Below are 25879 nucleotides of genomic sequence, written 5' to 3' on the forward strand. Positions count from 1 at the left end.
TCAATTGCTTGAGGCTTTTAGCAATATTGCGGTCTGGACGGGATTCGAACCCGCGACCCCCTGCGTGACAGGCAGGTATTCTAACCAGCTGAACTACCAGACCGTTGCGTTATTGCGAGTGCAAATATACACTCCTTTTTTAAATACACAAACATTTTATTTGTTTTTTTTCGTCGCTCTATTCACTACAAGAACTTAGAACGCTCTACCATAAAGGTTGTCAATATGTTATCGAAATTTTTATTTATATCGGCTTCCACATATTTTATTTTATACTGAGCACATTTTAACTTTAAAGCTTCAAAATACTTTAAAATTTCAGTTTCATAATTCGCTTTAATAGTGCCGGCATAGACATTTATATAAGCACCTGTCTCAACATCTAAGAACCGTTTAGGTGTATTATCGAAGTTAAAATGCAATTCCTTATCCTTATCAAACACATGAAACAGCACCACTTCGTGCTTATTATATTTTAAATGACGAAGGGCTTCAAATAATTGATCATCTTTTGCCGACTCTTGGAACATATCTGTAAAAAGAACAACCAAAGACCGTTTATGTAAATTTTCTGCAATGTGATGCAAGTACGTATAGGTATCTGTTGTTTTCTCCTTAGGATTGGATACAACCACACGTTCTAATTCATTAATTAGCATATGCCGATGTCTATCACTTCCTTTTTCTGGCGCATAATACTCGTAAGTATCGCTATATATACTTAAGCCTACAGCATCTCGTTGCCGTTTAAGCATATGCATAATAGACGCCGAAGCCAAAGATGAAAAAGCTATTTTATTTAGATGATTGAGTGAAAAGTTCTTAACATCTGGATAATGCATAGAACTACTATTATCAATGATAAGATGACAACGCAAATTGGTTTCTTCGTCGTAACGTTTGGTATATAATTTATCGGTTTTAGCAAACAACTTCCAGTCGATATGCTTTGTACTTTCCCCTTGATTATAAATTTTATGCTCGGCAAACTCTGCTGAAAATCCATGAAACGGACTCTTATGCATACCAGCTATAAAGCCTTCAACAACTTGTTTTGCCAACAATTCCAGATTAACAAATCCGCCTACATGTTGTAACTCTTCTTTTAAATCCATGAATTGTTTTTAATACCATCTAAAAATAAAAAAGGTTTAGCACTAAGCCAAACCTTTAATTACATGTTATATGTTTATTTCTATTACAAAAGCTCATCGATAGCGTCTGTGTATGCTTTTTTAGGAGCAACACCTACTTGACGACCAACAACTTCTCCGTTTTGAAACACCAAAACAGTAGGAATGTTACGTACACCATATTTAGAAGCAAAGTCTTGATTTGCATCAACATCTACTTTACCTACTACAGCCTTACCATCGTATTCTGTACTAATTTCATCAATAATTGGTCCTACCATACGGCAAGGTCCACACCAAGCTGCCCAAAAATCAACCACTACAGGTTTATCACTTTTTAATACAGTTTCTTCAAAATTCGCGTCTGTTATTTCTAATGCCATTATATTTATATTTTAAAAGTTCTACTTGTTATTATGCAAAATTAGTCAAAAATTTTGCGAAACCTTACATGCTTACTATTTGTTTTTTTTATTGCTAAATTGTCTTAATTGATGCTTTTAATCGTTGTTTAATTAATTCAACTTATAAAATACATCGCGATCTTCTAACGCATGTAATAATTCTTGCGATATGGTTATCTTTTGCGTACGACTTACCATTGGTAATTTTACTTTATCTTCTAAATCATAAACTAAAAAATTCAACAGTTTAGTTCCAATATGCGTATCAAACAATTGTTTTAAATCGGTGACTTTAGTTTCGGTTAAATTTGCAACGTTTAACTGTACAGATAGCTTTTTAGCATACTGATCCATAACATCGTGCAACAACTGAAAACTATTAAATTGTATTCGCGGTTCACTCTTCTTTCCGGTATCTTTATTTACCCAACCTTCACGCACAAATACTTTAACATGCACAAAGCTATTTACCACAAAAAAGTGTCTGAATTTTAAATAATCTTCACCAAAAATTCTAAACTCAAAACTGTCGTTATAATCATCTATAGTAAACATCGCCCAACCTTTTCCCATCTTACTAACGCGATGCTGCACATCTGTAATAACACCTCCAAAAGTAAGTTCGGCATTTAAACAGGCTTCTAAATTTCTGAGCATACTTAAATTCGCATTACAGAAATTCTTCATTTCAATTCTAAAATCATCTAAAGGATGCCCTGATATATAAATACCAACAACTTCTTTTTCTCGAGCTAGCTTCTCCATAGTTCCCCACTCTTCTGCCGGCGGCACTAGAGGCTCTTCTATTTGAACATCACTTGCTTCTCCAAATAAACTTACTTGCGCAGAATTTTCATTTTCCTGATGCTTATTTCCGTATTTAACCGCTTTTTCTAAAAACGTGATGCCATCGCCTTCATCTTGGAAATACTGAGCACGATGCGTATCTGCAAAACAATCGAAACCTCCCGCCAACGCAAGATTTTCGAATGCTTTTTTATTCGCTGCACGTAAATCGATACGTTTAGCAAAATCGAAGATAGATTTATAATGCCCGTCTTTTTCTCTATTCTCTACAATTGTCATTACCGCGCCATGTCCTACACCCTTTACAGCTCCCATACCAAAACGTACAGCATAATCATCGTTTACAGAGAACTTATAAAACGATTCATTTACGTCGGGACCAAGTACATCCAACTTCATACGTTTACATTCCTCCATAAAGAAGGTAACCTGCTTAATATCGTTCATATTATTCGATAATACAGCGGCCATGTACTCGGCAGGATAATGCGCTTTTAAATAAGCGGTCTGATAAGCAATCCAAGCATAACATGTCGAGTGCGATTTGTTAAAGGCGTAACTCGCAAAGGCTTCCCAGTCTTTCCAAATCTTCTCTAATTTCTTAGCATCATGACCTTTTGCACTTGCTTGATCAATGAATTTAGGTTTCATTTTATCCAGTACAGCAATTTGCTTTTTACCCATCGCCTTACGCAAGACATCGGCTTCACCTTTCGTGAAATCTGCCAACTTTTGCGATAAAAGCATTACTTGCTCTTGGTAAACCGTAATACCGTAGGTTTCTTTTAAGTACTCTTCCATCGCTGGTAAATCGTACTCAATTTCTTCATCTCCATGCTTTCTACTAATAAAGCTCGGGATATATTCCATTGGCCCTGGTCTATACAAGGCGTTCATGGCGATAAGGTCATCAAAAACAGTGGGCTTTAGCGCCTGCATGTGTTTTTGCATTCCAGGAGATTCGTATTGGAACACCCCAACCGTTTCCCCACGTTGGAACAACTCATATGTTTTAACATCGTCTAGCGGAAAATTCTCCGGATCAAGATCGATGTCGTGTTTTGCTTTTACAATTTTAACAGTGTCTTTAATTAGGGTTAACGTTTTTAACCCCAAGAAGTCCATTTTTAGTAACCCTGCATCTTCCACAACCGAGTTGTCAAACTGAGTAACATACAAATTAGAGTCTTTTGCCAAAGACACTGGAACGAACTTGGTAATATCGTCTGGCGTAATAATTACACCACAGGCATGAATCCCTGTATTTCTTACCGAGCCTTCTAAACGTCTCGCTAAGTTTAAGGTTTCTGCTTCAAGATTATTCCCTTCAGCTAGACTTATAAGCTCATTAACTTTCTCTAAATCTTCTGCTTTAAACTTTTCTTTTAACCCCTTTTCATCTAGTCCAAATATTTTATGAAGCTTAGACATATTAGGGATTAACTTCGCAATTCTATCGGCTTCAAAAAGTGGTAAATCTAATACACGTGCGGTATCTCGAATAGACGACTTTGCCGCCATAGTACCATACGTAATAATTTGTGCAACCTGATTACTTCCGTATTTTTCAATCACATAATCCATAACACGACTTCGACCTTCATCATCGAAATCAATATCGATATCGGGCATACTCACACGATCGGGATTCAAGAAACGCTCGAAAAGCAGATTGTACAACATCGGGTCGATATTGGTAATCCATAAGCAATACGCGACTACAGATCCTGCGGCGGAACCACGCCCCGGACCTACAGACACATCCATTTTTCGTGCCTCACGGATAAAATCTTCTACAATTAAGAAATACCCAGGATACCCTGTTTTTTCAATAACCGATAGTTCAAAATCTAATCGTTCAATTACTTCGGGTGAAAGCTCCTCACCATATCGGATTCTAGCACCTTTATATGTAATATCTCTTAGAAAAGCATTTTCTCCACGCTTTCCACCATCGATATCATCTTCGGGGTGTTGAAATTTTTCTGGAATATCGAACTTAGGTAATAATACATTTCGAGCTAATTCGAAAACTTCAATTTTATCGACAACTTCCTGAATATTACTAATAGCTTCAGGAACATCTTTAAAGAGCGCCTTCATCTCGTCTGAAGACTTAAAATAATACTCTTGATTTGGCATACCATAACGGTAACCACGACCACGACCTATTGGCGTAGATTGCTTTTCTCCATCGCGAACACATAATAAAATATCGTGTGCATTAGCATCTTTTTGGTCTACATAATACGTATTATTTGTCGCTATTAATTTTACATTATGCTTCTTAGAAAACTCTATTAATACAGGGTTAACACGATTTTCGTCTTCTTGATTATGACGCATTAACTCGATATAAAGGTCATCTCCAAACTGCTCTTTCCACCAAATTAGGGCTTCTTCAGCTTGGTTTTCACCTACATTTAAAACCTTACTTGGCACTTCACCATATAGGTTTCCTGTAAAAACAATGAGGTCTTCTTTATATTGTTCGATTAATTTTTTATCAATTCTTGGTACATAATAAAATCCATCTGTAAATGCTGCAGACGATAATTTTGCCAAATTATGATACCCATTTTTATTTTTTGCGATAATGACAATCTGATATCCATTATCTTTTCTCGATTTATCTAAATGATTTTCGCAAACAAAAAATTCGCACCCTAAAACAGGTTTCATTTCATTTAAAGTAGGCTCTTTCCCTGCTGCGATAGCTTCTTCATTTTTAGCCTGAACACCTTTATTATGATTGATAACAGCTCTAACAAAGTGAAATGCTCCCATCATATTGGCATGATCGGTAAGTGCTACTCCAATCATATTTTGTTTCGCAGCAGCACCAACTAAATCGGGGATACTTATAGTAGACTGTAATACCGAAAATTGTGAGTGATTATGTAAATGTGCGAAATTAACATCGGATAACTCCGATATGTTTTGCTTGATTTCGGCAGCAGAAAGATCTGTTGCTTGTGCTTTTTGTAAACGCTCATTAATTTTAGCACTTGCCTTTTTTAAGTTGATGTGTTTTAAACCTATCAACTGAATTTCTTGCGGATTCGCCTTATTAAAACGCTCGAAATAATCTGACTGTACATCTAAGGCTTCAACTGTAAATTGTTTTCTTCGGATTAATTCAAAGAAACAACGCGTCGTTGCTTCCACATCGGCAGTGGCATTATGTGCTTCACCAAACGGTTTATTAAACAGAAACTGATGCAGTTCTGTTAATGTTGGTAATTTAAATCGACCTCCTCGTCCTCCAGGAATCTGACATAATTTAGCAGTAAGTTCTGTACACGTATCTAATACCGGAAGTTCTTGTAACTGATTAGCAACAGCTTCCCTATGAAATTCGGCTCCCATAATATTAAGGTCGAATCCGACATTCTGCCCTACAACGAACTTTGTTTTACTAAGCGCAATATTGAATTTCTCTAAAACTTCTGCTAACGTAATACCCTGCTCCTCGGCTAATTCTGTAGAAATACCATGAATTTTTTCTGCATCGTAAGGAATATTAAAACCTTCTGGTTTCACCAAATAGTCTTGATGCTCGATACAATTTCCTAGCTCATCGTGTAATTGCCATGCAATTTGAATACATCTTGGCCAGTTATCTGAGTCGGTAATTGGGGCATCCCAACGCTTTGGTAAACCTGTAGTTTCGGTATCGAATATTAAGTACATAAAATTTTTTGTGCTAAAAAATGAGGAGGTTAAAAGTAAGAATAATTAAGGGGTTTTCGACCGCTCTTAACAACCTTTTATAAACAAAAAAAGCAACATCATGTGCTGCTTAATATTAGACTTAAAAAATTAACTTTATTCTGTAGAAAATGGCACTTGGTAGAACACGCCATTATTAAAATTTACCTTATTTAATCCTAATGAATCATAAGCTGTAAACCAAAATTTACCACTCACAAATCCTTCAGTGTTATTAATATCATCAATTTCTATTTGACCTTCTGAATGAAAAATAACACTTTCGTCTATATTAGTTGTTAAAGTGTCATTTACGGCACTAAATAGTGTAGTATACATAACATTATTCGCATCTAAATATGTGGCCTTTGGTGTTTTTCCTGCTCCCAATTCAAAGAGAGTATCGTTGCCATTTGAGGGCACTTCAAGTGTAATTACTTCCCCATTTAAACGTGCAGAAATAGTTAACACGTTAGACGATTCTGAAACACCTTGAGAAATTGATTTCCAAAACTCTCCGTCTTTATTCGCCTGAAGTGCAGGAGCATTAAATTCTATATTTTCTTCGCAACCTAAACACGTTAGCATCACTAAAAGCACTAAAAGCCATGTTCTCATACTATAAAATCTTTGAATTAGGGATTCAAAAATAAGACAAATAATGCTTATCATTTCATTTAAATTAAGTTATTGAATATTAAATTTTTATAGTATCTTTGCGCCCTTATTAATAACAGAGGTCGAGAACCTCAAATAATTAATTATTATGCCAGTAAAAATTAGATTACAAAGACATGGTAAAAAAGGGAAACCTTTTTACTGGATCGTTGCAGCTGATGCAAGATCAAAAAGAGATGGTAAATACTTAGAAAAATTAGGTATCTACAATCCAAACACAAACCCTGCAACTATCGAATTAGATGTAAACGGTGCTGTAACTTGGTTACAAAACGGTGCACAACCTACAGATACTGCAAAAGCTATTTTATCTTACAAAGGTGCAATGCTTAAAAATCACCTTGCTGGTGGTGTTAGAAAAGGTGCTTTAACTGAAGAGCAAGCAGAAGCTAAATTTACTGCTTGGGTTGAAGAAAAAGCTGCTAAAGTAACTTCTAAGGAAGATGGTTTAGCAAAAGCTGAAGCTGATGCAAAAGCAAAAGCTTTAGATGCTGAAAAAGCTGTTAATGATGCAAGAACTGCTGCTGCCGCTGAGGCTGAAGCAGAAGCAAAAGCTGCTGAAGAAGCTGCTAATGCTGAACCTGCAGAAGAAACTTCTAACGAAGAGGAATAAAAAATTAATTTTTTTATACTTTTAAAACCTGACAACTCGTTGTCGGGTTTTTTTTATTTAAAATATTATGAAAAAAGAAGACTGTTTCTTTCTTGGAAAGATTGTAAAAAAATATAGTTTTAAAGGTGAACTTCTTATAAAACTAGATACAGACGAACCTGAATTATTCGAAGATATGGATTCGGTGTTTATTGATTTACGAAACAATTTAGTACCATTTTTTATCGAATCGTCTCAACTTCACAAATCAGAATTACTCCGTATAAAGTTTGAAGATGTAGATTCTGAAGCAGATGCAGATGCTTTATTGAAATCAGATTTATATTTACCGCTTAGTTTTTTACCCGAATTAGAAGGTAATAAATTCTATTTCCACGAAATTATAGGCTTTACTGTCGAAGATAATAATTTTGGAAAAGTAGGTATCATTAAATCAATTAACGATTCTACTGCTCAAGCACTTTTTGAAATAGATCGCGATGGTATTGAAATCTTAATTCCGATGAACGACGAATTTATCTCGAAAGTAGACAAGCCTAACAAAACAATTTTTGTTGAAACTCCCGAAGGTTTAATTGATTTATATTTAGAAGACTAAATGTCATTCTTTAGAATGACGCACTACAACTTTTACTATGAGCAAACCATTTAAATTCAAAGCATTTAGCATTAATCAAGACCGCTGCGCCATGAAAATTGGCACAGATGGCGTGTTACTTGGTGCATGGGCAAGCATCGACCATCATCCGTTTTCTATTCTTGATATTGGAGCAGGAACAGGTGTAATTGCACTTATGCTAGCCCAGCGTAGTTCGGCAGAACTCATTGATGCAATGGAAATTGATGATGAAGCTTACGAACAATGTGTAGATAATTTTGAAAACGCTCCTTGGGGAGACCGCCTATTTTGTTATCACGCTGCCTTAGAAGAATTTGTTGATGAAATTGAAGACAAATACGACCTGATTGTCTCAAACCCGCCATTCTACTCTGAAGATTTTAAAACCGATAATGAACAACGTGATTTAGCACGTTTTGCAGATGCGCTTCCGTTTGATCATTTAATAGAAAGCACCTCAAAATTATTATCTAAACATGGTGTGTTTTGTGTGATTGTCCCTTTTAAAGAGGAAGCAAATATGATTGATTTAGCCTCAAAAGTAGACTTATTTCCCAACAAAATTCTACATGTTAAAGGCAATCCAAATTCAGAAATTAAGCGCAGTTTAATGCAATTTTCATTTTCAAAAACAGCTATTGAAACAAACACTTTAATTATTGAAAACGAACGTCATAATTATACTGAAGACTACATTAACCTTACTAAAGATTTCTATTTAAAGATGTAATGTTCTGCCGAGTAATCGTTAAATTTGAGTAATTAGATTGACGATTGTTCCACAAAAAGACAAAAGCAACTCGCTTTTATCTAAAAACATGCGCTTTATGAAACCAGATGTATTTGAAGCACCAGACTATTACAACCTAGACGAACTTTTAACCGACGAACATAAATTAGTTCGAGATGCTGCACGATCATGGGTAAAACGCGATGTCTCTCCTATTATTGAAGACTTCGCTCAGAAGTCAGAATTTCCGAAACAACTTATTAAAGGATTGGCAGACATTGGTGCATTTGGCCCTTATATACCAGAAGCATATGGAGGTGCCGGATTAGATCAAATCTCGTATGGTTTAATCATGCAAGAAATAGAACGTGGCGATTCTGGTATTCGCAGTACCGCTTCGGTACAATCGTCCTTGGTAATGTATCCCATTTGGAAATATGGAGATGAAGCACAACGCAAAAAGTATTTACCAAAATTAGCGAGTGGCGAATGGATTGGATGCTTTGGATTAACAGAACCAGACCATGGTTCTAATCCGTCTGGAATGACTACCAACTTTAAAGATATGGGAGACCACTATCTTTTAAATGGTGCCAAAATGTGGATTTCGAATGCGCCATTTGCACAAGTTGCTGTGGTTTGGGCAAAAGATGAAACTGGTCGTATACATGGTTTAATTGTGGAACGTGGCACGGAAGGCTTTACCACTCCAGAAACACATAACAAATGGTCGTTACGAGCTTCAGCAACAGGCGAATTAATTTTCGATAATGTAAAAATTCCAAAAGAAAATCTATTACCAAATAAATCCGGACTAGGTGCGCCGCTTGGCTGCTTAGATTCTGCCAGATATGGTATTGCTTGGGGAGCTATTGGTGCTGCGATGGATTGTTACGATACAGCCTTGCGCTATAGTAAAGAACGCATGCAATTTGGAAAACCTATCGGTCAGTTTCAGCTTCAACAGAAAAAATTAGCCGAAATGATTACAGAAATCACCAAAGCACAATTATTAACGTGGCGACTTGGGGTTTTAAAAAACGAAAATAAAGCAACTTCTGCTCAAATTTCTATGGCTAAACGCAACAATGTAGACATGGCGATTACCATTGCTAGAAATGCAAGACAAATGCTTGGCGGCATGGGGATTACTGGAGAGTACAGCATTATGCGTCATGCTATGAATCTTGAAAGTGTAATTACTTATGAAGGGACTCACGACATTCACCTCTTAATTACAGGATTAGACATTACAGGTTTAAATGCTTTTAAGTAATATTTAAATATGTTTTTTCATGTATATTTAGGGTATGTTTTCATCTCAAAAAAGATTAGATCGCGCTTATAATACTGCTAAAGTTATTGAATTTGATGACACGTCTAAATTTGTTTTCTTTAGCGATTGCCATCGTGGTGATAACAGTATTGCCGACGATTTTGCTCATAACAGAAACACCTATTACCACGCCTTACAACAATACTTTAAAAACGGGTTTCATTACTGTGAACTAGGAGATGGAGACGAATTATGGGAAAACATTTCCTTTAAATCCATATTCGAAGCACATAAAAATGTGTATATGGTTATGAAGGCCTTTTACGACGAAAACCGTTTAGATTTAATTTGGGGAAATCACGATATGGTTTACCGTAAACCGAACTACGTTGAGAAACATTTAAGTACTTTTTTCGACCCTAAAACAGGTTTAGAACACCCATTATTTACCGACATTAAGATTCATGAAGGCATCATTTTAAAACACAAACAGACGCAGCAAGAAATCTTTTTAACGCATGGCCATCAAGCCGATTGGTGGAACTACGATTGCTGGAAATTAAGTCGGTTTTTAGTGCAAGTGTTGTGGAAACCTTTAAATGTAATTGGAATTTCGGACCCTACAAGACCTGGAAAAAATTACACCGAATTAATCCGTATTGAGCGCCTTATAAAAAAGTGGATTAAAAGTAAAAACAACTTAATTACAATTGCAGGGCATACCCACAGACCACGTTTTCCTAATCCAGGACACATAGCCTTCTTTAATGACGGTAGCTGTGTACATCCGCATAGCATTACAGGAATTGAAATTGAAAACGGAGAAATTTCGCTTATAAAATGGGACACCTCTACAACAGATGAGGGCTATTTTAGAATTGTAAGAACCGTATTAGATGGACCTAAGAAATTGAAAGATTATAAGACTTCTTAAATGTATTTTCAATATTTGCAATACAACAATACCCTAAACAACTTTGAAATAAGCTATTTAGGGTATTAATTTTTTATTCAGAAAGAATTATTGATACTATCCTAAAAAGTGTGTAAGTTCAAAATTTCAGGGTTAGGTTATTTATAACTTAATCCTGTTTTCAAATATAGCTAAAAATTGATTTAGTATCACTCCCCAATTTCTGATTGGCATGGTCCATTTTTTAGTGCTTTCTCTCAAAGCTAAAAACACGGATTTCATAACTGCTTCATCGGTTGGAAACGAGAGTTTGTTTTTTGTGTATTTCCGTATCTTTCCATTTAGGTTTTCTATAAGATTTGTGGTGTAGATTATGGTTCTTATTTCAATAGGAAAATCAAAGAATACTGTAAGCTCATCCCAATTATTTTCCCAACTTTTAATGGCGTAAGAATATTTAGAATCCCATTTAGTTTTGAAGTCATTTAAAGCAGCTTTGGCAGCTTCTTTTGTAGGAGCAGTATAGATTTGCTTCATGTCACGAGTAAATTCCTTTTTGTCCTTCCAGACCACGTAACGACACGAATTTCTTATTTGATGCACAACACAAATTTGAGTCGTTGATTTCGGAAAAATAGTTTTAATAGTATCCGTAAATCCATTTAAATTATCGGTAGCTGTGATAAGTATATCTTGAGTTCCTCGAGCTTTAATATCGGTTAAAACACTCATCCAAAAGGCTGAAGATTCATTTTTACCTAACCATAATCCTAGGACTTCCTTTTTGCCATCTGTTCTCAGGCCTACTGCAATATAAATAGTCTTGTTTATGACTTTAGAGTTTTCCCTAACTTTAAATACGATGCCATCCATCCAAACAATTAGGTAAGTGGCCTCCAAAGGCCTGTTCCGCCAAGCAATAACATCTTCTGTAATCTTATCTGTAATCCTTGAAATAGTGGATGTAGAAATATTAAAATCGTACAGCTCACGTATTTGTTCTTCAATATCACTGTTACTCATGCCTTTGGCATAAAGCGATATAATAATATTTTCGATGCCTTCTGTTGTACTTTCTCTTTTCTTTACAATTAAAGGATTAAAAGAACTATCACGGTCTCGAGGAACTTGAATCTCTGTTTCTCCTAAAACGGATTTTAATTTCTTTTTAGTGTAACCATTTCGAAGGTTGGCTGCTTTACTTTTTTTGTGCTTATCGTAGTCTAAATGGGCATCTAGTTCCCCTTCTAGTAACTTCTCAATACCACGTTTGTGCAACTGTTCTAAAAAGGATGTTAGCTCTGGTGCATTCTTGAATTGTTTTAAAAAGTCTTCGTTTAATAAATCTTCTGGTTTCATAAGTGTGTAAAAGTTAAAATTAATGAATAAAAAAATCTCAGATTAATATTTAACCTGAGATTTTAAAACTTACACAGTTTATGAGATACTGCCGAATTATTCTAACTCTCTGGAGCTAAAGTAACAATTAAGCCTTCCATTTCTGGTGTCATTTGAATTTGACATCCTAAACGGCTATTGTCTTTTACATTAAACGCTTCAGAAAGCATCGCTTCTTCGTCGTCTTGCATTTCCGGCAATTCTGTATCAGACTCCACATAACATTGACATGATGCACACATGGCCATTCCACCACAAACACCAATTGTGCCTTCTGGAGCTAGCTCGTAAGAACGTACCACTTCCATAAGGTTCATTGCCATATCTGTAGGTGCCACAACATCGTGTGTTACCCCGTCTCTATCTGTAATCTTTATATTTATATCTTGCTCTTCCATAGTTTGTACTACTCGGGTTGGTTGATTAATAAAACGTCGACCAAAACTACACTTTTATTTTTTTATTTAATAGCCTTAACTACAGCTTTTGGTGATTCTTTTCTAGAACCATCAAACCCATCAATACCACTTACAGTTGTATACTTAAGCACGTATTTTTTACCTGGATTAATAATTTTATAGGCCGCTTGACACATTAACGTGGCTTCGTGGAACCCACATAAAATTAATTTTAACTTTCCTGGATATATATTTACATCTCCAATGGCAAAAATCCCCGGGATATTTGTCTGATAATCTAAAGCGTTATCTACTTTAATAGCATTCTTTTCAATCTCTAATCCCCAGTTTCCAATAGGACCTAACTTTGGAGAGAGTCCGAATAAGGGAATAAAATGATCTGTTTCTATAATAAATTCTTTATCGATGTGCTGAGATTGCGCTACCACAACACCTTCAACTTTATTATGACCAATAACGTTAATAACTTCGGCAGGTGTAATTAATTTTATCTTTCCTTTTGACGTTAACTCCTGAACTTTTTCTACTGAATCTAAAGCGCCTCGAAATTCATTTCTACGGTGAATTAAAGTGACTTCTGAAGCAATATCTGCCAAGAAAATACTCCAATCTAAGGCTGAATCTCCTCCTCCAGAAATTACAACACGTTTATCACGATAAACTTCTGGATCTTTAATAAAATATTCAACACCTTTATCTTCAAAAGAAGCAATGTTAGGAATTAATGGTTTTCTAGGTTCAAAACTTCCTAACCCACCTGCAATTGCTACAACAGGTGCTTGGTGTTTTGTTCCTTTATTTGTGGTTACTATAAACGAACCATCTTCTTGTTTCTCTACCGTTTCTGCACGTTCACCTAAAGTAAACCCAGGTTCGAATTGTCTAGATTGCTCTAAAAGATTTTTAGTTAAATCTCCCGCTAAAATTTCTGGAAATCCAGGAATATCGTAAATCGGTTTTTTAGGATATAATTCTGAACATTGTCCACCAGCTTGCGGTAAAGCATCTATGAGGTGGCATTTTAATTTTAACAATCCAGCTTCGAAAACGGTAAATAATCCAGTTGGGCCTGCCCCAATAATTAAGATGTCTGTTTTAATCATTTATAATAATCTTAAAAAAAGTATCCCTACTTTTTTATTCTACATTTATCACTTGCTCTATTTGTGGCACGTACTTTTTAATGGTCATTTCCACACCCGACTTAAGTGTCATTTGGTTTACACTACAACCAACACATGCGCCTTGAAGTTGCACACGTACTAATTTATCATCTTCTATGGAAATTAGAGAAATATCCCCTCCATCACTTTCTAAAAAAGGACGAATCTCATCTAACGCTTTCTCTACATTTAATCTTATTTCTTCTGAAGTCATAACTTATTTTTTAACTGATGAGCAACCAGCCATCGTGGTAATTTTAATTGCTTCTGTTGGTGGTAAATCATCATTACGTCTTACCACTTCTTCCACTACATTCTGAGTTAACTTCTCGAAAGATTTCTCTAAGATAGTTGCTGTTTGTAATGCCGCTGGACGACCAACATCTCCAGCTTCACGTATGCTTTGTACCAAAGGTAATTCGCCTAAAAATGGCACATTTAAATCTTCGGCTAAGTGCTTAGCACCTTCTTTACCAAAGATGTAATATTTATTATCTGGTAATTCTTCTGGTGTAAAATACGCCATGTTTTCAATAATCCCTAACACAGGAACATTGATGCTTTCTTGCTGAAACATAGCCACTCCTTTTTTAGCATCTGCTAAAGCTACATTTTGAGGTGTACTTACCACAACAGCTCCAGTTATTGGTAACGACTGCATGATACTTAAATGAATATCTCCTGTTCCTGGAGGTAAGTCTAATAATAAGAAATCTAATTCGCCCCAATGTGCATCGAAAATCATTTGGTTTAAAGCTTTAGCAGCCATTGGCCCTCTCCACACTACGGCCTGATCAGGCTTGGTAAAGAATCCGATAGACAATACTTTTACACCGTAATTTTCTACAGGTTTCATTTTAGCCTTTCCATCTATCGTTACCGATAACGGACGTTCGGCTTCTACATCGAACATAATTGGCATAGATGGTCCGTAAATATCGGCATCTAAAACACCAACTTTAAAGCCCATTTTTGCTAATGTTACAGCTAGGTTTGCGGTAACTGTAGATTTTCCTACACCACCTTTACCAGACGCTACTGCAACTATATTTTTAATTCCAGGAATTTGTTTCCCTTTAATTTCATTTTTAGGTTTAGCCGCTGGAGCATCAACTTTTAAATTCACTTTAATTTTAGCTTTTTCATAAACTAATTCGTGAATGGTTTTTAAAATATCGACTTCAGTTCTCTTTTTTGCTTGTAAACTAGGATTGGCAATGGTAATATCTACAACAACCTCATCACCAAAAACTATTACATTTTTAACAGCTCCACTATCAACCATATTTTGTCCTTCACCAGGAACCGTAATGGTTTGTAATGCTTTAAAAACATCTTCTTTTTGTATCTTCATTTTAATATATTCTTTGTGAAATTATAAGCTAGAGAAGCTTTTAGTAGAGTTAACATTGACACTCTTACAGTAATTTTCAGAAATTATTTATTTAGATTAATTCTAAGTCACAAATATACTGTGAATTGTTTAATTATTGAAACACTTATTTGGCAAAGATTTGTTAATTACACCCTTGAGTTTCTATTTCATTTGAATCTGCACAAACACTTAATTTTTAATCATGTTTCGATAGCGACTTAAATTATCTGTAGCTTGTAAAAGCTTCGCTTTTAATTGATGATTTAAATGGGGATTCTGACTTAAATAATCATCTAAAATAATTTGTGCTTCTGAGGACTGATAGTTACCAATGGTGGATGATAGCCATTTTAACGGAAAAAATAAATCGCTTGTATTTTTCACATCTTCTAACAACGTTAAACTTAAAGGCAGATACGCAATGGCTTCTTTTTGATGTAATGGATGATGGATATACTGATTTGCAGTATAAACCCAATCTGTATTTTTTCTATTCTCAACATTTTTAAACGATTCAAACAAGGCTTGTCTCTCGGCAGAATGTATCGCTAATGCAGGGCGCAAGAACTGAAAGCGTTCTTTGGCATCTTGACTCGTAATTTGAGTGTATGCGGTATTTAAAATATTATCGTGCTTAGGATGTGCATACAATGCCAATGTCATGGCTAAACTTGTAAAATCCTTTTCGTTTAATTTTAAACTATCAATAGTGACATTTTTGTTCCAAACAGCGTATAACTGATTTAAACTTTCGTCTTGGTACGCTAAATTAGAAAACGAAGCATACACACTTTTTTTAACCGAAGTGGTTAAAGTTGTATTTAAACGGTTCCATAACCTTTTCGATAATTCTGGTTGAAGTTTTTCGCGCTCCGCTTCACTTAGAAAATCCCAATACAAGCTTCCAAAATCTGAACTTACAGTACTAATTATTAATTCGTTGGTTTCATGCTCCAATCCGTTTAAGAAAGCACGTAATGCCGTTTGTACCGGAATATTTCCAGACAATGCATTCTCGTACGTATTTATATAATTTGAAGCTCTAACAACATCGTCTTGAATTTGAAAACTATTTAGAGCCGTATTTGCATCTATAGGAAAAACGCCATAACCAGAACCGTTGCTGTTATATACTATTGCCTTAGGTTTTGGCAGCCCTTGAATAGACCTAATATTTTGTGAAGCTTCATGAACATGAATTATCCTTTTTGCAATAGAATCTGAATATATTAAAGCAACTTCCAATTGCTGAGGCCATAAATTCGCACTTCCATCTTCTGCTTTTTGATGCAATGTGAGCGATTGAATAACGTCTTCTTTATAAACAATATCGTTTGTAAAGACAGGCCTTCCAGACTGATTTACCCAAACATCACTCCAAGCCTTAATATCCGCGCTAGACTTGGCATCGAAAATGCTTACCAAATCGTTCCAAGTCGCATTGCTATTTGCATATGTTTTTATGTACTCTTGAAGTCCGAGTTTAAACTGTTCTTTTCCTAACAGCATCTCCAATTGGTTCATCATAATCGGAGCTTTATTATAAATAATACCGCCGTACAAACTGCCTGCATTATTTAAATTATCCAGATTTTGGCGAATAGCATTGGTACCTTTAGTACGATCTACAGCATAAGCACTTGGCGCTTTAGTTACCAAATTTAAAAGTTCAAAATTAAATTCTGGAAAACTAGGATTTACCACTTTAGCTGCCATAAAATTGGCAAAGACTTCCTTTAACCATACATCGTTAAACCAATCCATAGTAACTAAATTTCCGAACCACATATGTGCAACTTCATGCGAAATTAAATTCGCACGGTTCCAATGTTTCAGTTTCGGCATATAGTCTTCAAAAAACAAAGAAGATTCTTTATATTGAATTGCACCCACATGCTCCATACCTCCAAAAGGGAAGAATGGAATGGCTGCAAAATCTAATTTGCTAAATGGAAATTCATAATTTGTATAATCTTCTAAAAAGGATAAAGCATGTTTATGCAACTGATAAATGGGATCTAAACTCTGTGCAATCTTAAGCGAATCTTGTTCTCTATACATAAACCGATGATTGTCTCTTGAAACCTCATCGAACTTCCCTGCTACAAACGAAAACAAATACGTACTCATAAGCTCTGTTGTGTTAAAAACGTAAGTTGTATGAGCTTCGGTTTTAATTGTCGATTCTGGATGTGTGGCACTTAACACACTCCAATTATTAGGTGCAACAAGTTCTAATTTATACGTTGCTTTTAAGTTTGGTTGATCAAAACACGGAAACAAAGCTCTAGCATGATCGGGCACAGATAACGTATATAAATATTCCTCGTTTCTATTTAAATATTGATCACCGGCTTGAAACTGAATTTTAAATGCGTTTTCTCCTGTTTTTAAATAGCGTTGTGGAATAATAAGATGCTCATCTTTATAGATAGTCTCAATAGCTCCAGAGACCATAAAGACTTTAGGTACCTCTGCATTATTAGGACTAAAATCTAAAACTAAAGGCGCATCGACATCATTAAGTGTAAATTGCAATTCTAAATTAGAACGAATAGGAGCTGTTTTATCTTCAGAAAGATTAAAACTTAAATGATAATTAATATTAGATAGCGTTTCTTTTCTATGTTTTGCTAACTCCCAAGATACGCCGGGATCTGTTTTAAACTGTTCGTCTGTTTTGTTTTGGCAAGACCATAGACAACAGAAAATTAAAGCAATAACAATATTGAACTTCATAAGTAGCGTTTATTAGTCTTACAAGATAATAAAAACCACTACAAATGTGGTTGCTTTTCTATGCCTCTAACTCGCCTAAGGCTTCGGTAGGATCCCAATAATAGGTCTTTAGATTTTGAACCTGATTATTTTTAACGGGCACACCTTCGTTTTCTAATAACTGTTGCATGAGGTTTGTGCCTTCAAAATGAAATTTACCTGTTAACAACCCATTTCTATTTACCACACGATGTGCAGGAACATCGTCCATATTGTGCGAAGCATTCATAGCATACCCAACTATTCTAGAGCTTTTGGCTGCACCTAAATACCTAGCAATTGCACCATAACTAGTTACCTTTCCGTAGGGAATTTGCTTAACAACCTCATAAACTTTATCGAAAAAACGAAGTGTTTCTGGTTTCATTAGCCTTCTCGTATAACTTGAATTAATGTCACTAACGCTACCAATGCAGTAATAGCACCTATAAAACGATTCATGTTCTTTTGCGATTTAAAACGCTTGCTTTCAATCTTATCAAAAAAGAACATATACAAGTAAAGCATGACGAACGAACCTATACCAGAACCAAAAACATAAGCTAGAATATCTGATTGTTCAAAAGTTAACCAACCAAAAGATGCTAAAGTAACACTCATATAAGCCTGAAAAGGAATAGGAAACATATTTAAAGCAGACATAAGCATACCTTGAAAAAATCGACTCCTTTTACTTCGTGCTACAGGCGTGTTTTTATTAGCCACATCGCCATCGCCTTTTGCAATAAAAAAGAAATACACAGAAATCAAGATAAATATGACCAAAGCAACCCGCTGCAGTACATTTACAACATCGGGATGCTTAGTTAAATATCTTGCAAAAATTACAGCAATAAATGTTTGAACCAGCACTATAATACAGGCCCCAACTGAAAACATTATACCACGCGAATATCCTTCTTTTAAACTAATTTTAGCTGCTGTCATGTTCAACAGTCCTGGTGGAATAACGCCTATAAAAGACACTATAAATCCTAAAAAGAAGATTAGCGTAATATTCAAAACTTATTTAATTTTAAATCTAATGTAAGTTATCGCTTTCCCTTTTACTAAATATTGAGATTCGTAGAAGGTTTGTATTTCTGTAACCTCCTCAGGGCTACCTTCTTGCTTGTAAACATCGTGGTTTGCATATAAAACTTCATGCCCTTCACCATGTAACAATCCTAAAGTATACCCATGCATAAACTCGCTATCGGTTTTTAAATTTACAACACCATCAGGTTTTAAAATACTCTTATATTTCTGAAGAAAGTGAGTATTTGTCATTCTATGTTTGGTACGCTTGTATTTTATTTGCGGGTCTGGAAAAGTTATCCAAATTTCATCTACTTCATTCTCTGCAAACGCATGCTGAATCAATTCTATTTGGGTTCTTACAAATGCAACATTTGGAATACCTTCTTCTACAGCAGTTTTAGCTCCTCTCCAAAAACGCGCACCTTTAATATCGATTCCAATAAAATTCTTGTCTGGAAATTTCTGAGCCAATCCTACAGAATATTCTCCTTTTCCACAACCTAGTTCTAAAACTAAAGGGTTGTTATTTTTAAACACCTTTTCGTTCCAATGTCCTTTTAATTCAAAATTACCATCGACTAATTCTTCTCGCGTTGGCTGAAACACATTATCAAAGGTTTCGTTTTCTTGAAATCGTTTAAGTTTATTTTTGCTCCCCACTATAAATATATTTACTTGTAAAATAGCTTCAAAAATACGGCACACGACTTTCACTTTACAATTTTTTTGCCTTTAGTTTTAAAATTTAATGATTTAAAAACCGTTTTATAAGCATTTAGACATATTGAATTGAATCCTTTTTTAGATATTTAAACATCCTTTCGAGGGTTAAGGATATAGCATTTGATTACATTAAAGGAGGTAGCCTCTATTTATTTATGAAAAAACGAATACTTATTGCACCTTTGAATTGGGGACTAGGTCACGCCACACGCTGTATCCCGATTATAAACCAATTAATTTTACACAATTACACTCCTGTAATTGCAAGTGATGGTATTGCGTTGGCACTTTTAAAAAAAGAATTTCCTACGGTTGAAACTATTGAACTTCCTGCTTACGATGTAACCTACGCTAAAAAAGGGCATTTTTTTAAACTGAAACTTTTAAAAGATTCACCTAAACTTCTAAAAGCTATTAAAGCCGAAAAAAAAGCAACCAAACACCTTGTTGAAAATTATAACATAGACGGCATTATTTCGGACAACCGTTTGGGAGTCCACAGTAAAAATATTCCATCTGTATTTATTACTCATCAATTACAAGTGTTAAGCGGAAACACCACTTGGCTGAGTACTAAAATGCATCAGCGTGTTATTGAAAAGTTTAATGAATGTTGGGTTCCCGATCACGAAAACGAACCTAGTTTAAGTGGAAAATTAGGACATATGAAGGGCATTGAAATCCCTATTAAATATTTAGGTCCGCTAAGTCGTTTTAAAAGAACACAAATTGAACCGCTATACGATTTAATGATATTATTATCTGGTCCAGAACCACAGCGCACCCTTTTAGAAAACCAATTGTTAGATGCCTATAAACAAAGCACTAAACGTATTTTGTGTGTTAGAGGTGTGATTGAAGAAACACAAAGCAAAATAACTATCGGGAATATTACGGTCTACAATTTTATGGCAGGACAACAACTAGAAGATGCCATAAACAGTAGCAGTATGATGCTTTGTCGCTCGGGCTATACAACTGTTATGGATTTGTCTGTTTTAGGAAAGAAAGCCTTTTTTATCCCTACACCAGGTCAGTTTGAACAAGAATATTTAGCGAAACGATTAGACGAATTAAATTTAGTGCCGTATTGTAAACAAGATGATTTCTCGATAGACAAATTAGATCACATTCAAGAATACAAAGGTTTAGACGGTTTAAATACGAATGCCAATTTTAAAGATTTATTTAAACTTTTCTAGGGTGAATGAAAATTCGCTCCCCACACCTAATTCACTTTCTATATAAATTTTTTCGTCGTGCGCTTCAATAATATGCTTCACAATAGCAAGACCTAAACCAGAACCACCTTCTTTACGCGACCCACTTTTATCTACACGGTAAAAACGTTCGAATAAACGCGGAATATGGTTTTCAGCAATTCCTTCACCATTATCGGTTACGCGAATAATTGCTTTATTTTTAATTAAATTCTCTATACTAACTTCGGTAGTCCCTTTGTCGTGACCGTATTTAATTGAATTTACAATAAGATTATTAAGCACCTGTAAAATACGTTCTCTATCGGCGAATACATAAATGGGGTCATTATAATCTCTGTCGAATGTTAAGGTTATGCGCTTTTTTGCAGCCTTCATTTCAAACATTTCAAACACATTAGAAATAAGTTCTACAATATCAAATTTTTCCATTTGCAGACTTAAATCACCAACTTCTAATTTGGTAATCATATCTAAATCGTTTACAATAAAAATAAGGCGCTCTACTCCTTTGCTAGCACGATCTAAATATTTTTCTCTAATATTTTTATCATTTCCAGCACCATCTAATAAGGTTAAAATATAACCTTGTACAGTAAAAAGAGGTGTTTTTAATTCGTGAGATATATTCCCTAAAAATTCTTTTCTATATTCTTCACGAACATGTAGCGTTTCAATCTCAAACTTTTTGTCTCTAGCATACTTATCAATTTCTTGAGTAAGTGTCGCCATATCTGTAGTAATGGGCTTTTTACGTAAACTTGTAGATTCTAGAAGAGTTAAATCGTCGTAAATCTTCTTTACACGCTTATAAATAAAACGCTCTACACGATATTGTATGATAGCAAAAGCGACTACGAAAAAGAATACACTAAACCCTAATACATGAAGAATATTTATAGTAAAAAATACATATAAATAAATACAAAGCAAAAAGGCAACTAACAGGGCTGAAAAGAATGCCGTTTTAAATGCAAACTTATACGTTTTCTTAATTGTTTTCGACATTAATCTACAAACTTATACCCTACACCTTTAACGGTTTTAAAACAATCGTCGCCAATTTTTTCACGAAGTTTACGAATATGCACATCGATTGTTCGTCCACCAACAACCACTTCATTACCCCAAACTTTATCTAAAATTTCTTCACGTTTAAACACTTTTCCTGGCTTAGAGGCTAATAAAGATAAAAGTTCAAACTCTTTTCTAGGCAGTACAATTTCTTCGCCATCTAAAACAATTTTATACTCATCTCTATTGATTATTAAGTTTCCTATTTTTACAATAGACTCGTTAACCGTTTCTTCTTTTAAACGTCTAAGTAATGCCTTTACTTTACTTACTAAAACTTTAGGTTTAACCGGCTTAGTAATGTAATCGTCTGCTCCAGCATCAAATCCTGCTACCTGAGAATAGTCTTCTCCTCGAGCTGTTAAAAATGTGATAATTGTATCTTTTAATTCAGGAATATTTCTAATCTGCTCACAAGCTTCGATACCATCCATTCCAGGCATCATGACATCCAAAATGATTAATTGTGGCTTTTCTTTTCTAGCTTTTTTAACGGCTTCAATTCCATTTTCTGCTGTAATGACTTCATACCCTTCAGAAGATAAATTATAACCTACGATTTCTAAAATATCAGGCTCATCATCGACCAACAAAATTTTTATATCCATTTTTACTTTATTAGAGTGTTATTTAATCTTCAAAGATAAAATATATAAAATTCAATTACAGAAAACAATTTTTTAATAACAATAACGTAACCTGAACCTTACACTAAAATAATGTAGCCTACGTAAAACTACGGTTTAACACATTAAGGCATAGAATTTGCTCCTAATTTTTATTATCTTTATACACTATTTTAATGCGATGGAAAAAAACTACTTTCTTACTATATTATTTTTTTCTTTGTTTTTTGCAATGTCGTGCTCTATGCAAGCTCAGGCCGTAGATGCAGACACAAATCAAAACATTGAAGAGCTATCTATTTACCCTAATCCGGTAAGTAATGGTAAGTTGTATATTATTACAAAAAACAATCTTACCAAAGAGATTGAAATTTTCAATGTTTTAGGTAAATCAATTTTCCAGACAACCCTTTTTGGCAAAGAAATGAATATCTCTAAATTAAATGCAGGTATCTATATTATTAAAATTAAAGAAAATAATATTTCTACAACACGAAAACTTGTAATTCGATAACGTAGGTTTTAATAAGTTATTGTAATCTATTTTAAAAAAACATAATTTAACAGTATTTTAAAAGCATTGCTATTTGGCAGTGCTTTTTTATTTTAACTATTTTTGTTCTCGTTTTACGACATAACTATGACTGATACTCAATCCATTTTTGACATTAAAACGGAAGACCAATTTAATGAACAAGCATTAAAGGTCTTTCAGTTTCAATTTAAAAATAATAGAACTTACAGATCTTTCTGCGATTTACTGTACGTTCATCCTAGCGACGTAAAGCACTATAAAGACATTCCTTTTTTACCTATAGAATTTTTTAAAAGTAGAGACATTTTAAGTTCTACAGGAACCGTTCAGAATACATTTTCAAGCAGCGGAACTACAGGAAGCATTACTAGTAAGCATTTGGTTACCGATATTTCTATATACGAAGACAGTTTTAGAAAAGGATTTGCTGAAGCTTATGGAGACATCCAAGACTATGTTGTATTGGCATTATTACCTTCATATCTAGAACGCAGTGGATCATCTTTAATCTATATGGTTAACGATATGATTATCCAATCGAAACATCCAGAAAGCGGATTTTACTTAAATAATTTATCGGAATTAAAATCGAAGTTAATCGAGTTAGATACGCGCGGACAAAAAGTACTCTTAATAGGTGTTTCTTTTGCGTTATTAGATTTAGTTGAAGCTCATAAATTTCAATTAAATCATACCATAATTATGGAAACAGGAGGTATGAAAGGGCGACGTAAAGAACTTATTCGCGCAGAATTACACGCTATTTTAAAAGCAGGTTTTGGTGTAAACGAAATTCATAGTGAATACGGCATGACCGAGCTTTTAAGTCAGGGCTATTCCAAAGGACACGGTATTTTTAATTGTCCGCCATGGATGAAAATATTAACTCGCGATCCCGAGGATGCCTTAACAATTCAGACGTCAGGAAAAACAGGCGGTATAAATGTAATTGATTTAGCGAATGTTAATTCTTGTGCTTTTATAGCGACTCAAGATTTAGGAAAAATTACAGGAGATAATGCTTTTGAAGTGATTGGACGTTTCGACAATTCCGATATTCGAGGCTGTAATTTAATGGCACTTTAAATATAACTATTACGCTTTTAAAATAGCTATAGTACATCTTCTTAAACAGCTTTGATTTAAAGTAATTCGCACTATTTAAAACTTTAACACATTTTTCACGAAACACATTGAAAGCATACAAACTAAATAGCGACTATAGAAATACTTCCAAGCTTTAGGAGTAAAGCAAGGATGGTTTTTAATGGTTAGTTGGTTTTTTGAAGCCGGATTAAATATAATCCGGCTTCATTATGTTTAAACCACTTTTACAATATAGGTATTACGCTTTCCTTTATTAATAATAATATAACTATCGTTTATCAAGTCGTCTGCGCTAATTTTATAATCTTCTTTTACTTTTTCTTTATTTACCGAAACTGCATTTTCTTTTAACGCACGTCTAGCTTCACTATTAGAGGCTAAGAAATTTGTTTTTGCAGCAAGTACAGCTATCATATCGATATCTTCTAATTCAGCTTTAGTTATTTCTGCCATTGGCACACCTTCAAACACATCTAAAAATGTTTTCTCGTCTAACGTTTTAATATCCGCTTTGAACGATTTTGAGAATAAGATGTTCGATGCTTTTTCAGCATTTTCAAACTCTTCTTTAGAATGTACAAATGTGGTTAACTCTTCGGCTAATTTCTTTTGCAACAATCTTAAATGAGGTGTTTCTTTATGTTCTGCAATTAAAGCTTCAATAGTAGCCTTATCTAAAAACGTAAAGATTTTTATATACTTTTCGGCATCTTCATCTGTAGTATTTAACCAGAATTGGTAGAATTTATAAACAGATGTTTTATCGGCATCTAACCATACATTTCCACCTTCACTTTTTCCAAATTTAGACCCATCTGCTTTTGTAATTAACGGACACGTCATCGCGTAGGCTTTAGCTTCTACACCAGGATTCATACGTCTAACAAGTTCTGTTCCTGTAGTAATATTTCCCCATTGGTCGCTACCTCCCATTTGTAACAAACAGTTGTGGTGTTTATGTAAATGATAAAAATCGTAACCTTGAATTAATTGGTATGTAAACTCTGTAAACGACATCCCGATACTTCCTTCTTCTCCTGAAAAACGCTTTTTAACCGAGTCTTTAGCCATCATGTAATTTACCGTAATACGTTTACCAACATCACGTGCAAAATCGATAAAAGAGAAATCTTTCATCCAATCGTAATTATTTACAAGAACTGGCGCATTTTCTGCAGTAGAATCAAAATCTAAAAAACGAGATAATACACCTTTTATACCTGCAACATTTTTTGCTAGAGTAGCTTCGTCTAACAAATTACGTTCGTCGCTTTTCCCTGAAGGATCACCAATCATACCTGTTGCTCCACCTACTAGAGCCATAGGTTTATGACCAGCTTTTTCTAGATGAACCAAAATAATTATTGGCACTAAGCTTCCAATATGTAAAGAATCTGAAGTAGGATCGAAGCCAATATAGGCTGTTGTCATTTCTTTCTTTAATTGATCTTCGGTTCCCGGCATAATATCATGTACCAGACCTCTCCAGGTTAATTCTTCCACAAAATTTTCAGTCATTATTTCTAAAATTTTAATAATCTGTTGCAAAGATAAAAA

Annotated in this window: 24 protein-coding genes and 1 tRNA gene; 8 read left to right on the forward strand and 17 right to left on the reverse strand. The window is 34.6% G+C overall.

The features are described 5' to 3' along the window. Positions 1-29: 29 nt before the first annotated feature. The 5 genes from BN863_RS15875 to BN863_RS15895 all read right to left on the reverse strand — a co-directional run bounded on the left by BN863_RS15875 (position 30) and on the right by BN863_RS15895 (position 6673). Positions 30-103, reverse strand: a tRNA-Asp gene (locus tag BN863_RS15875). An 82-nt stretch (positions 104-185) separates the two neighbouring features. Continuing rightward, on the reverse strand, positions 186-1115 hold the full coding sequence (locus BN863_RS15880; RefSeq protein WP_038532221.1) for a DUF58 domain-containing protein: 930 nt from the start codon (positions 1113-1115) through the stop codon (positions 186-188). Positions 1116-1198: 83 nt separating this feature from the next. Beyond that, on the reverse strand, positions 1199-1516 hold the full coding sequence (trxA, locus tag BN863_RS15885) for a thioredoxin (RefSeq protein WP_038532223.1): 318 nt from the start codon (positions 1514-1516) through the stop codon (positions 1199-1201). Positions 1517-1648: 132 nt separating this feature from the next. After that, entirely contained in the window at positions 1649-6037 is a 4389-nt protein-coding gene (gene dnaE, locus BN863_RS15890) for a DNA polymerase III subunit alpha (protein WP_038532225.1), read from the reverse strand. Positions 6038-6172: 135 nt separating this feature from the next. Continuing rightward, positions 6173-6673 carry a DUF6252 family protein gene (locus tag BN863_RS15895; RefSeq protein WP_038532226.1) on the reverse strand — a complete coding sequence of 167 codons (501 nt, stop codon included), beginning with the start codon at positions 6671-6673 and terminating at the stop codon, positions 6173-6175. Between the two features lie 148 nt (positions 6674-6821). Between BN863_RS15895 and BN863_RS15900 the strand changes: the two genes are divergently transcribed. The 5 genes from BN863_RS15900 to BN863_RS15920 all read left to right on the forward strand — a co-directional run bounded on the left by BN863_RS15900 (position 6822) and on the right by BN863_RS15920 (position 10905). Beyond that, a complete protein-coding gene (locus BN863_RS15900) occupies positions 6822-7346 on the forward strand; it encodes a 30S ribosomal protein S16 (protein ID WP_038532228.1) in 525 nt (174 codons plus the stop codon). A 67-nt stretch (positions 7347-7413) separates the two neighbouring features. Continuing rightward, the gene (gene rimM / locus BN863_RS15905; RefSeq protein WP_038532230.1) at positions 7414-7944 is read left to right on the forward strand and encodes a ribosome maturation factor RimM; all 531 of its coding nucleotides are present in this window, start codon (positions 7414-7416) and stop codon (positions 7942-7944) included. A 37-nt stretch (positions 7945-7981) separates the two neighbouring features. Further along, positions 7982-8695, forward strand: a complete 714-nt coding sequence (locus BN863_RS15910; RefSeq protein WP_038532233.1) for a tRNA1(Val) (adenine(37)-N6)-methyltransferase — start codon at positions 7982-7984, stop codon at positions 8693-8695. Positions 8696-8792: 97 nt separating this feature from the next. Further along, positions 8793-9971, forward strand: coding sequence for an acyl-CoA dehydrogenase family protein (locus BN863_RS15915; protein WP_038533815.1), 1179 nt, complete (start codon positions 8793-8795; stop codon positions 9969-9971). Between the two features lie 34 nt (positions 9972-10005). Continuing rightward, the gene (locus BN863_RS15920) at positions 10006-10905 is read left to right on the forward strand and encodes a metallophosphoesterase family protein (RefSeq protein WP_038532234.1); all 900 of its coding nucleotides are present in this window, start codon (positions 10006-10008) and stop codon (positions 10903-10905) included. Between the two features lie 141 nt (positions 10906-11046). Here the strand turns inward: BN863_RS15920 and BN863_RS15925 are convergent, their stop codons facing one another. The 9 genes from BN863_RS15925 to trmB all read right to left on the reverse strand — a co-directional run bounded on the left by BN863_RS15925 (position 11047) and on the right by trmB (position 19697). Continuing rightward, positions 11047-12243, reverse strand: coding sequence for an IS256 family transposase (locus BN863_RS15925; protein ID WP_038527458.1), 1197 nt, complete (start codon positions 12241-12243; stop codon positions 11047-11049). 101 nt (positions 12244-12344) lie between these two features. Beyond that, positions 12345-12680, reverse strand: a complete 336-nt coding sequence (locus BN863_RS15930) for a 2Fe-2S iron-sulfur cluster-binding family protein (RefSeq protein WP_038532235.1) — start codon at positions 12678-12680, stop codon at positions 12345-12347. Positions 12681-12742: 62 nt separating this feature from the next. After that, the gene (locus BN863_RS15935) at positions 12743-13804 is read right to left on the reverse strand and encodes an NAD(P)/FAD-dependent oxidoreductase (protein ID WP_038532238.1); all 1062 of its coding nucleotides are present in this window, start codon (positions 13802-13804) and stop codon (positions 12743-12745) included. 34 nt (positions 13805-13838) lie between these two features. Beyond that, complete coding sequence (locus tag BN863_RS15940) at positions 13839-14078, reverse strand: NifU family protein (RefSeq protein WP_038532239.1); 240 nt, start codon at positions 14076-14078, stop codon at positions 13839-13841. Between the two features lie 3 nt (positions 14079-14081). Further along, the gene (locus BN863_RS15945; RefSeq protein ID WP_038532240.1) at positions 14082-15218 is read right to left on the reverse strand and encodes an Mrp/NBP35 family ATP-binding protein; all 1137 of its coding nucleotides are present in this window, start codon (positions 15216-15218) and stop codon (positions 14082-14084) included. Positions 15219-15428: 210 nt separating this feature from the next. Next, positions 15429-17978, reverse strand: a complete 2550-nt coding sequence (locus BN863_RS15950) for a M1 family metallopeptidase (RefSeq protein ID WP_038532241.1) — start codon at positions 17976-17978, stop codon at positions 15429-15431. Positions 17979-18036: 58 nt separating this feature from the next. Next, the gene (locus BN863_RS15955) at positions 18037-18384 is read right to left on the reverse strand and encodes an MGMT family protein (protein WP_038532242.1); all 348 of its coding nucleotides are present in this window, start codon (positions 18382-18384) and stop codon (positions 18037-18039) included. Beyond that, positions 18384-19019, reverse strand: a complete 636-nt coding sequence (locus BN863_RS15960) for a LysE family translocator (protein ID WP_038532243.1) — start codon at positions 19017-19019, stop codon at positions 18384-18386. Before BN863_RS15960 ends, BN863_RS15955 begins: the two co-directional genes overlap by 1 nt. A 3-nt stretch (positions 19020-19022) precedes the next feature. Beyond that, positions 19023-19697, reverse strand: a complete 675-nt coding sequence (trmB, locus tag BN863_RS15965) for a tRNA (guanosine(46)-N7)-methyltransferase TrmB (RefSeq protein ID WP_038532244.1) — start codon at positions 19695-19697, stop codon at positions 19023-19025. 218 nt (positions 19698-19915) lie between these two features. Between trmB and BN863_RS15970 the strand changes: the two genes are divergently transcribed. Next, on the forward strand, positions 19916-20962 hold the full coding sequence (locus tag BN863_RS15970; protein WP_038532245.1) for a glycosyltransferase: 1047 nt from the start codon (positions 19916-19918) through the stop codon (positions 20960-20962). Here BN863_RS15970 and BN863_RS15975 read toward each other — a convergent pair. Both BN863_RS15975 and BN863_RS15980 read right to left on the reverse strand, forming a co-directional pair. Continuing rightward, the gene (locus BN863_RS15975; RefSeq protein ID WP_038532246.1) at positions 20945-21988 is read right to left on the reverse strand and encodes a sensor histidine kinase; all 1044 of its coding nucleotides are present in this window, start codon (positions 21986-21988) and stop codon (positions 20945-20947) included. The genes BN863_RS15970 and BN863_RS15975 overlap by 18 nt on opposite strands. Continuing rightward, complete coding sequence (locus BN863_RS15980; RefSeq protein ID WP_038532248.1) at positions 21988-22662, reverse strand: response regulator transcription factor; 675 nt, start codon at positions 22660-22662, stop codon at positions 21988-21990. The genes BN863_RS15975 and BN863_RS15980 overlap by 1 nt, the downstream gene beginning before the upstream one ends. Before the next feature lie 199 nt (positions 22663-22861). Between BN863_RS15980 and BN863_RS15985 the strand changes: the two genes are divergently transcribed. Then, positions 22862-23194, forward strand: a complete 333-nt coding sequence (locus tag BN863_RS15985) for a T9SS type A sorting domain-containing protein (RefSeq protein WP_038532250.1) — start codon at positions 22862-22864, stop codon at positions 23192-23194. 126 nt (positions 23195-23320) lie between these two features. Beyond that, entirely contained in the window at positions 23321-24301 is a 981-nt protein-coding gene (locus BN863_RS15990; RefSeq protein ID WP_038532253.1) for a LuxE/PaaK family acyltransferase, read from the forward strand. Positions 24302-24535: 234 nt separating this feature from the next. Here BN863_RS15990 and tyrS read toward each other — a convergent pair whose 3' ends face one another. Then, on the reverse strand, positions 24536-25840 hold the full coding sequence (tyrS, locus tag BN863_RS15995) for a tyrosine--tRNA ligase (RefSeq protein WP_038532254.1): 1305 nt from the start codon (positions 25838-25840) through the stop codon (positions 24536-24538). Positions 25841-25879: the final 39 nt, after the last annotated feature.

The sequence above is a fragment of the Formosa agariphila KMM 3901 genome, assembly GCF_000723205.1.
GTDB classification, from domain to species: domain Bacteria; phylum Bacteroidota; class Bacteroidia; order Flavobacteriales; family Flavobacteriaceae; genus Formosa; species Formosa agariphila.

What these genes read in the sequence shown, in the direction of transcription:
- BN863_RS15980 (WP_038532248.1), bottom strand. Translation starts at nt 22,662, where the DNA reads ATGGATATAAAAATTTTGTTGGTCGATGATGAGCCTGATATTTTAGAA.
- trxA (WP_038532223.1), bottom strand. Translation starts at nt 1,516, where the DNA reads ATGGCATTAGAAATAACAGACGCGAATTTTGAAGAAACTGTATTAAAA.
- BN863_RS15915 (WP_038533815.1), top strand. Translation starts at nt 8,793, where the DNA reads ATGAAACCAGATGTATTTGAAGCACCAGACTATTACAACCTAGACGAA.
- BN863_RS15910 (WP_038532233.1), top strand. Translation starts at nt 7,982, where the DNA reads ATGAGCAAACCATTTAAATTCAAAGCATTTAGCATTAATCAAGACCGC.
- BN863_RS15975 (WP_038532246.1), bottom strand. Translation starts at nt 21,988, where the DNA reads ATGTCGAAAACAATTAAGAAAACGTATAAGTTTGCATTTAAAACGGCA.
- BN863_RS15940 (WP_038532239.1), bottom strand. Translation starts at nt 14,078, where the DNA reads ATGACTTCAGAAGAAATAAGATTAAATGTAGAGAAAGCGTTAGATGAG.
- BN863_RS15925 (WP_038527458.1), bottom strand. Translation starts at nt 12,243, where the DNA reads ATGAAACCAGAAGATTTATTAAACGAAGACTTTTTAAAACAATTCAAG.
- BN863_RS15990 (WP_038532253.1), top strand. Translation starts at nt 23,321, where the DNA reads ATGACTGATACTCAATCCATTTTTGACATTAAAACGGAAGACCAATTT.
- BN863_RS15950 (WP_038532241.1), bottom strand. Translation starts at nt 17,978, where the DNA reads ATGAAGTTCAATATTGTTATTGCTTTAATTTTCTGTTGTCTATGGTCT.
- BN863_RS15930 (WP_038532235.1), bottom strand. Translation starts at nt 12,680, where the DNA reads ATGGAAGAGCAAGATATAAATATAAAGATTACAGATAGAGACGGGGTA.
- rimM (WP_038532230.1), top strand. Translation starts at nt 7,414, where the DNA reads ATGAAAAAAGAAGACTGTTTCTTTCTTGGAAAGATTGTAAAAAAATAT.
- dnaE (WP_038532225.1), bottom strand. Translation starts at nt 6,037, where the DNA reads ATGTACTTAATATTCGATACCGAAACTACAGGTTTACCAAAGCGTTGG.
- BN863_RS15880 (WP_038532221.1), bottom strand. Translation starts at nt 1,115, where the DNA reads ATGGATTTAAAAGAAGAGTTACAACATGTAGGCGGATTTGTTAATCTG.
- BN863_RS15935 (WP_038532238.1), bottom strand. Translation starts at nt 13,804, where the DNA reads ATGATTAAAACAGACATCTTAATTATTGGGGCAGGCCCAACTGGATTA.
- BN863_RS15945 (WP_038532240.1), bottom strand. Translation starts at nt 15,218, where the DNA reads ATGAAGATACAAAAAGAAGATGTTTTTAAAGCATTACAAACCATTACG.
- tyrS (WP_038532254.1), bottom strand. Translation starts at nt 25,840, where the DNA reads ATGACTGAAAATTTTGTGGAAGAATTAACCTGGAGAGGTCTGGTACAT.
- BN863_RS15895 (WP_038532226.1), bottom strand. Translation starts at nt 6,673, where the DNA reads ATGAGAACATGGCTTTTAGTGCTTTTAGTGATGCTAACGTGTTTAGGT.
- BN863_RS15900 (WP_038532228.1), top strand. Translation starts at nt 6,822, where the DNA reads ATGCCAGTAAAAATTAGATTACAAAGACATGGTAAAAAAGGGAAACCT.
- BN863_RS15985 (WP_038532250.1), top strand. Translation starts at nt 22,862, where the DNA reads ATGGAAAAAAACTACTTTCTTACTATATTATTTTTTTCTTTGTTTTTT.
- BN863_RS15955 (WP_038532242.1), bottom strand. Translation starts at nt 18,384, where the DNA reads ATGAAACCAGAAACACTTCGTTTTTTCGATAAAGTTTATGAGGTTGTT.
- BN863_RS15970 (WP_038532245.1), top strand. Translation starts at nt 19,916, where the DNA reads ATGAAAAAACGAATACTTATTGCACCTTTGAATTGGGGACTAGGTCAC.
- BN863_RS15920 (WP_038532234.1), top strand. Translation starts at nt 10,006, where the DNA reads ATGTTTTCATCTCAAAAAAGATTAGATCGCGCTTATAATACTGCTAAA.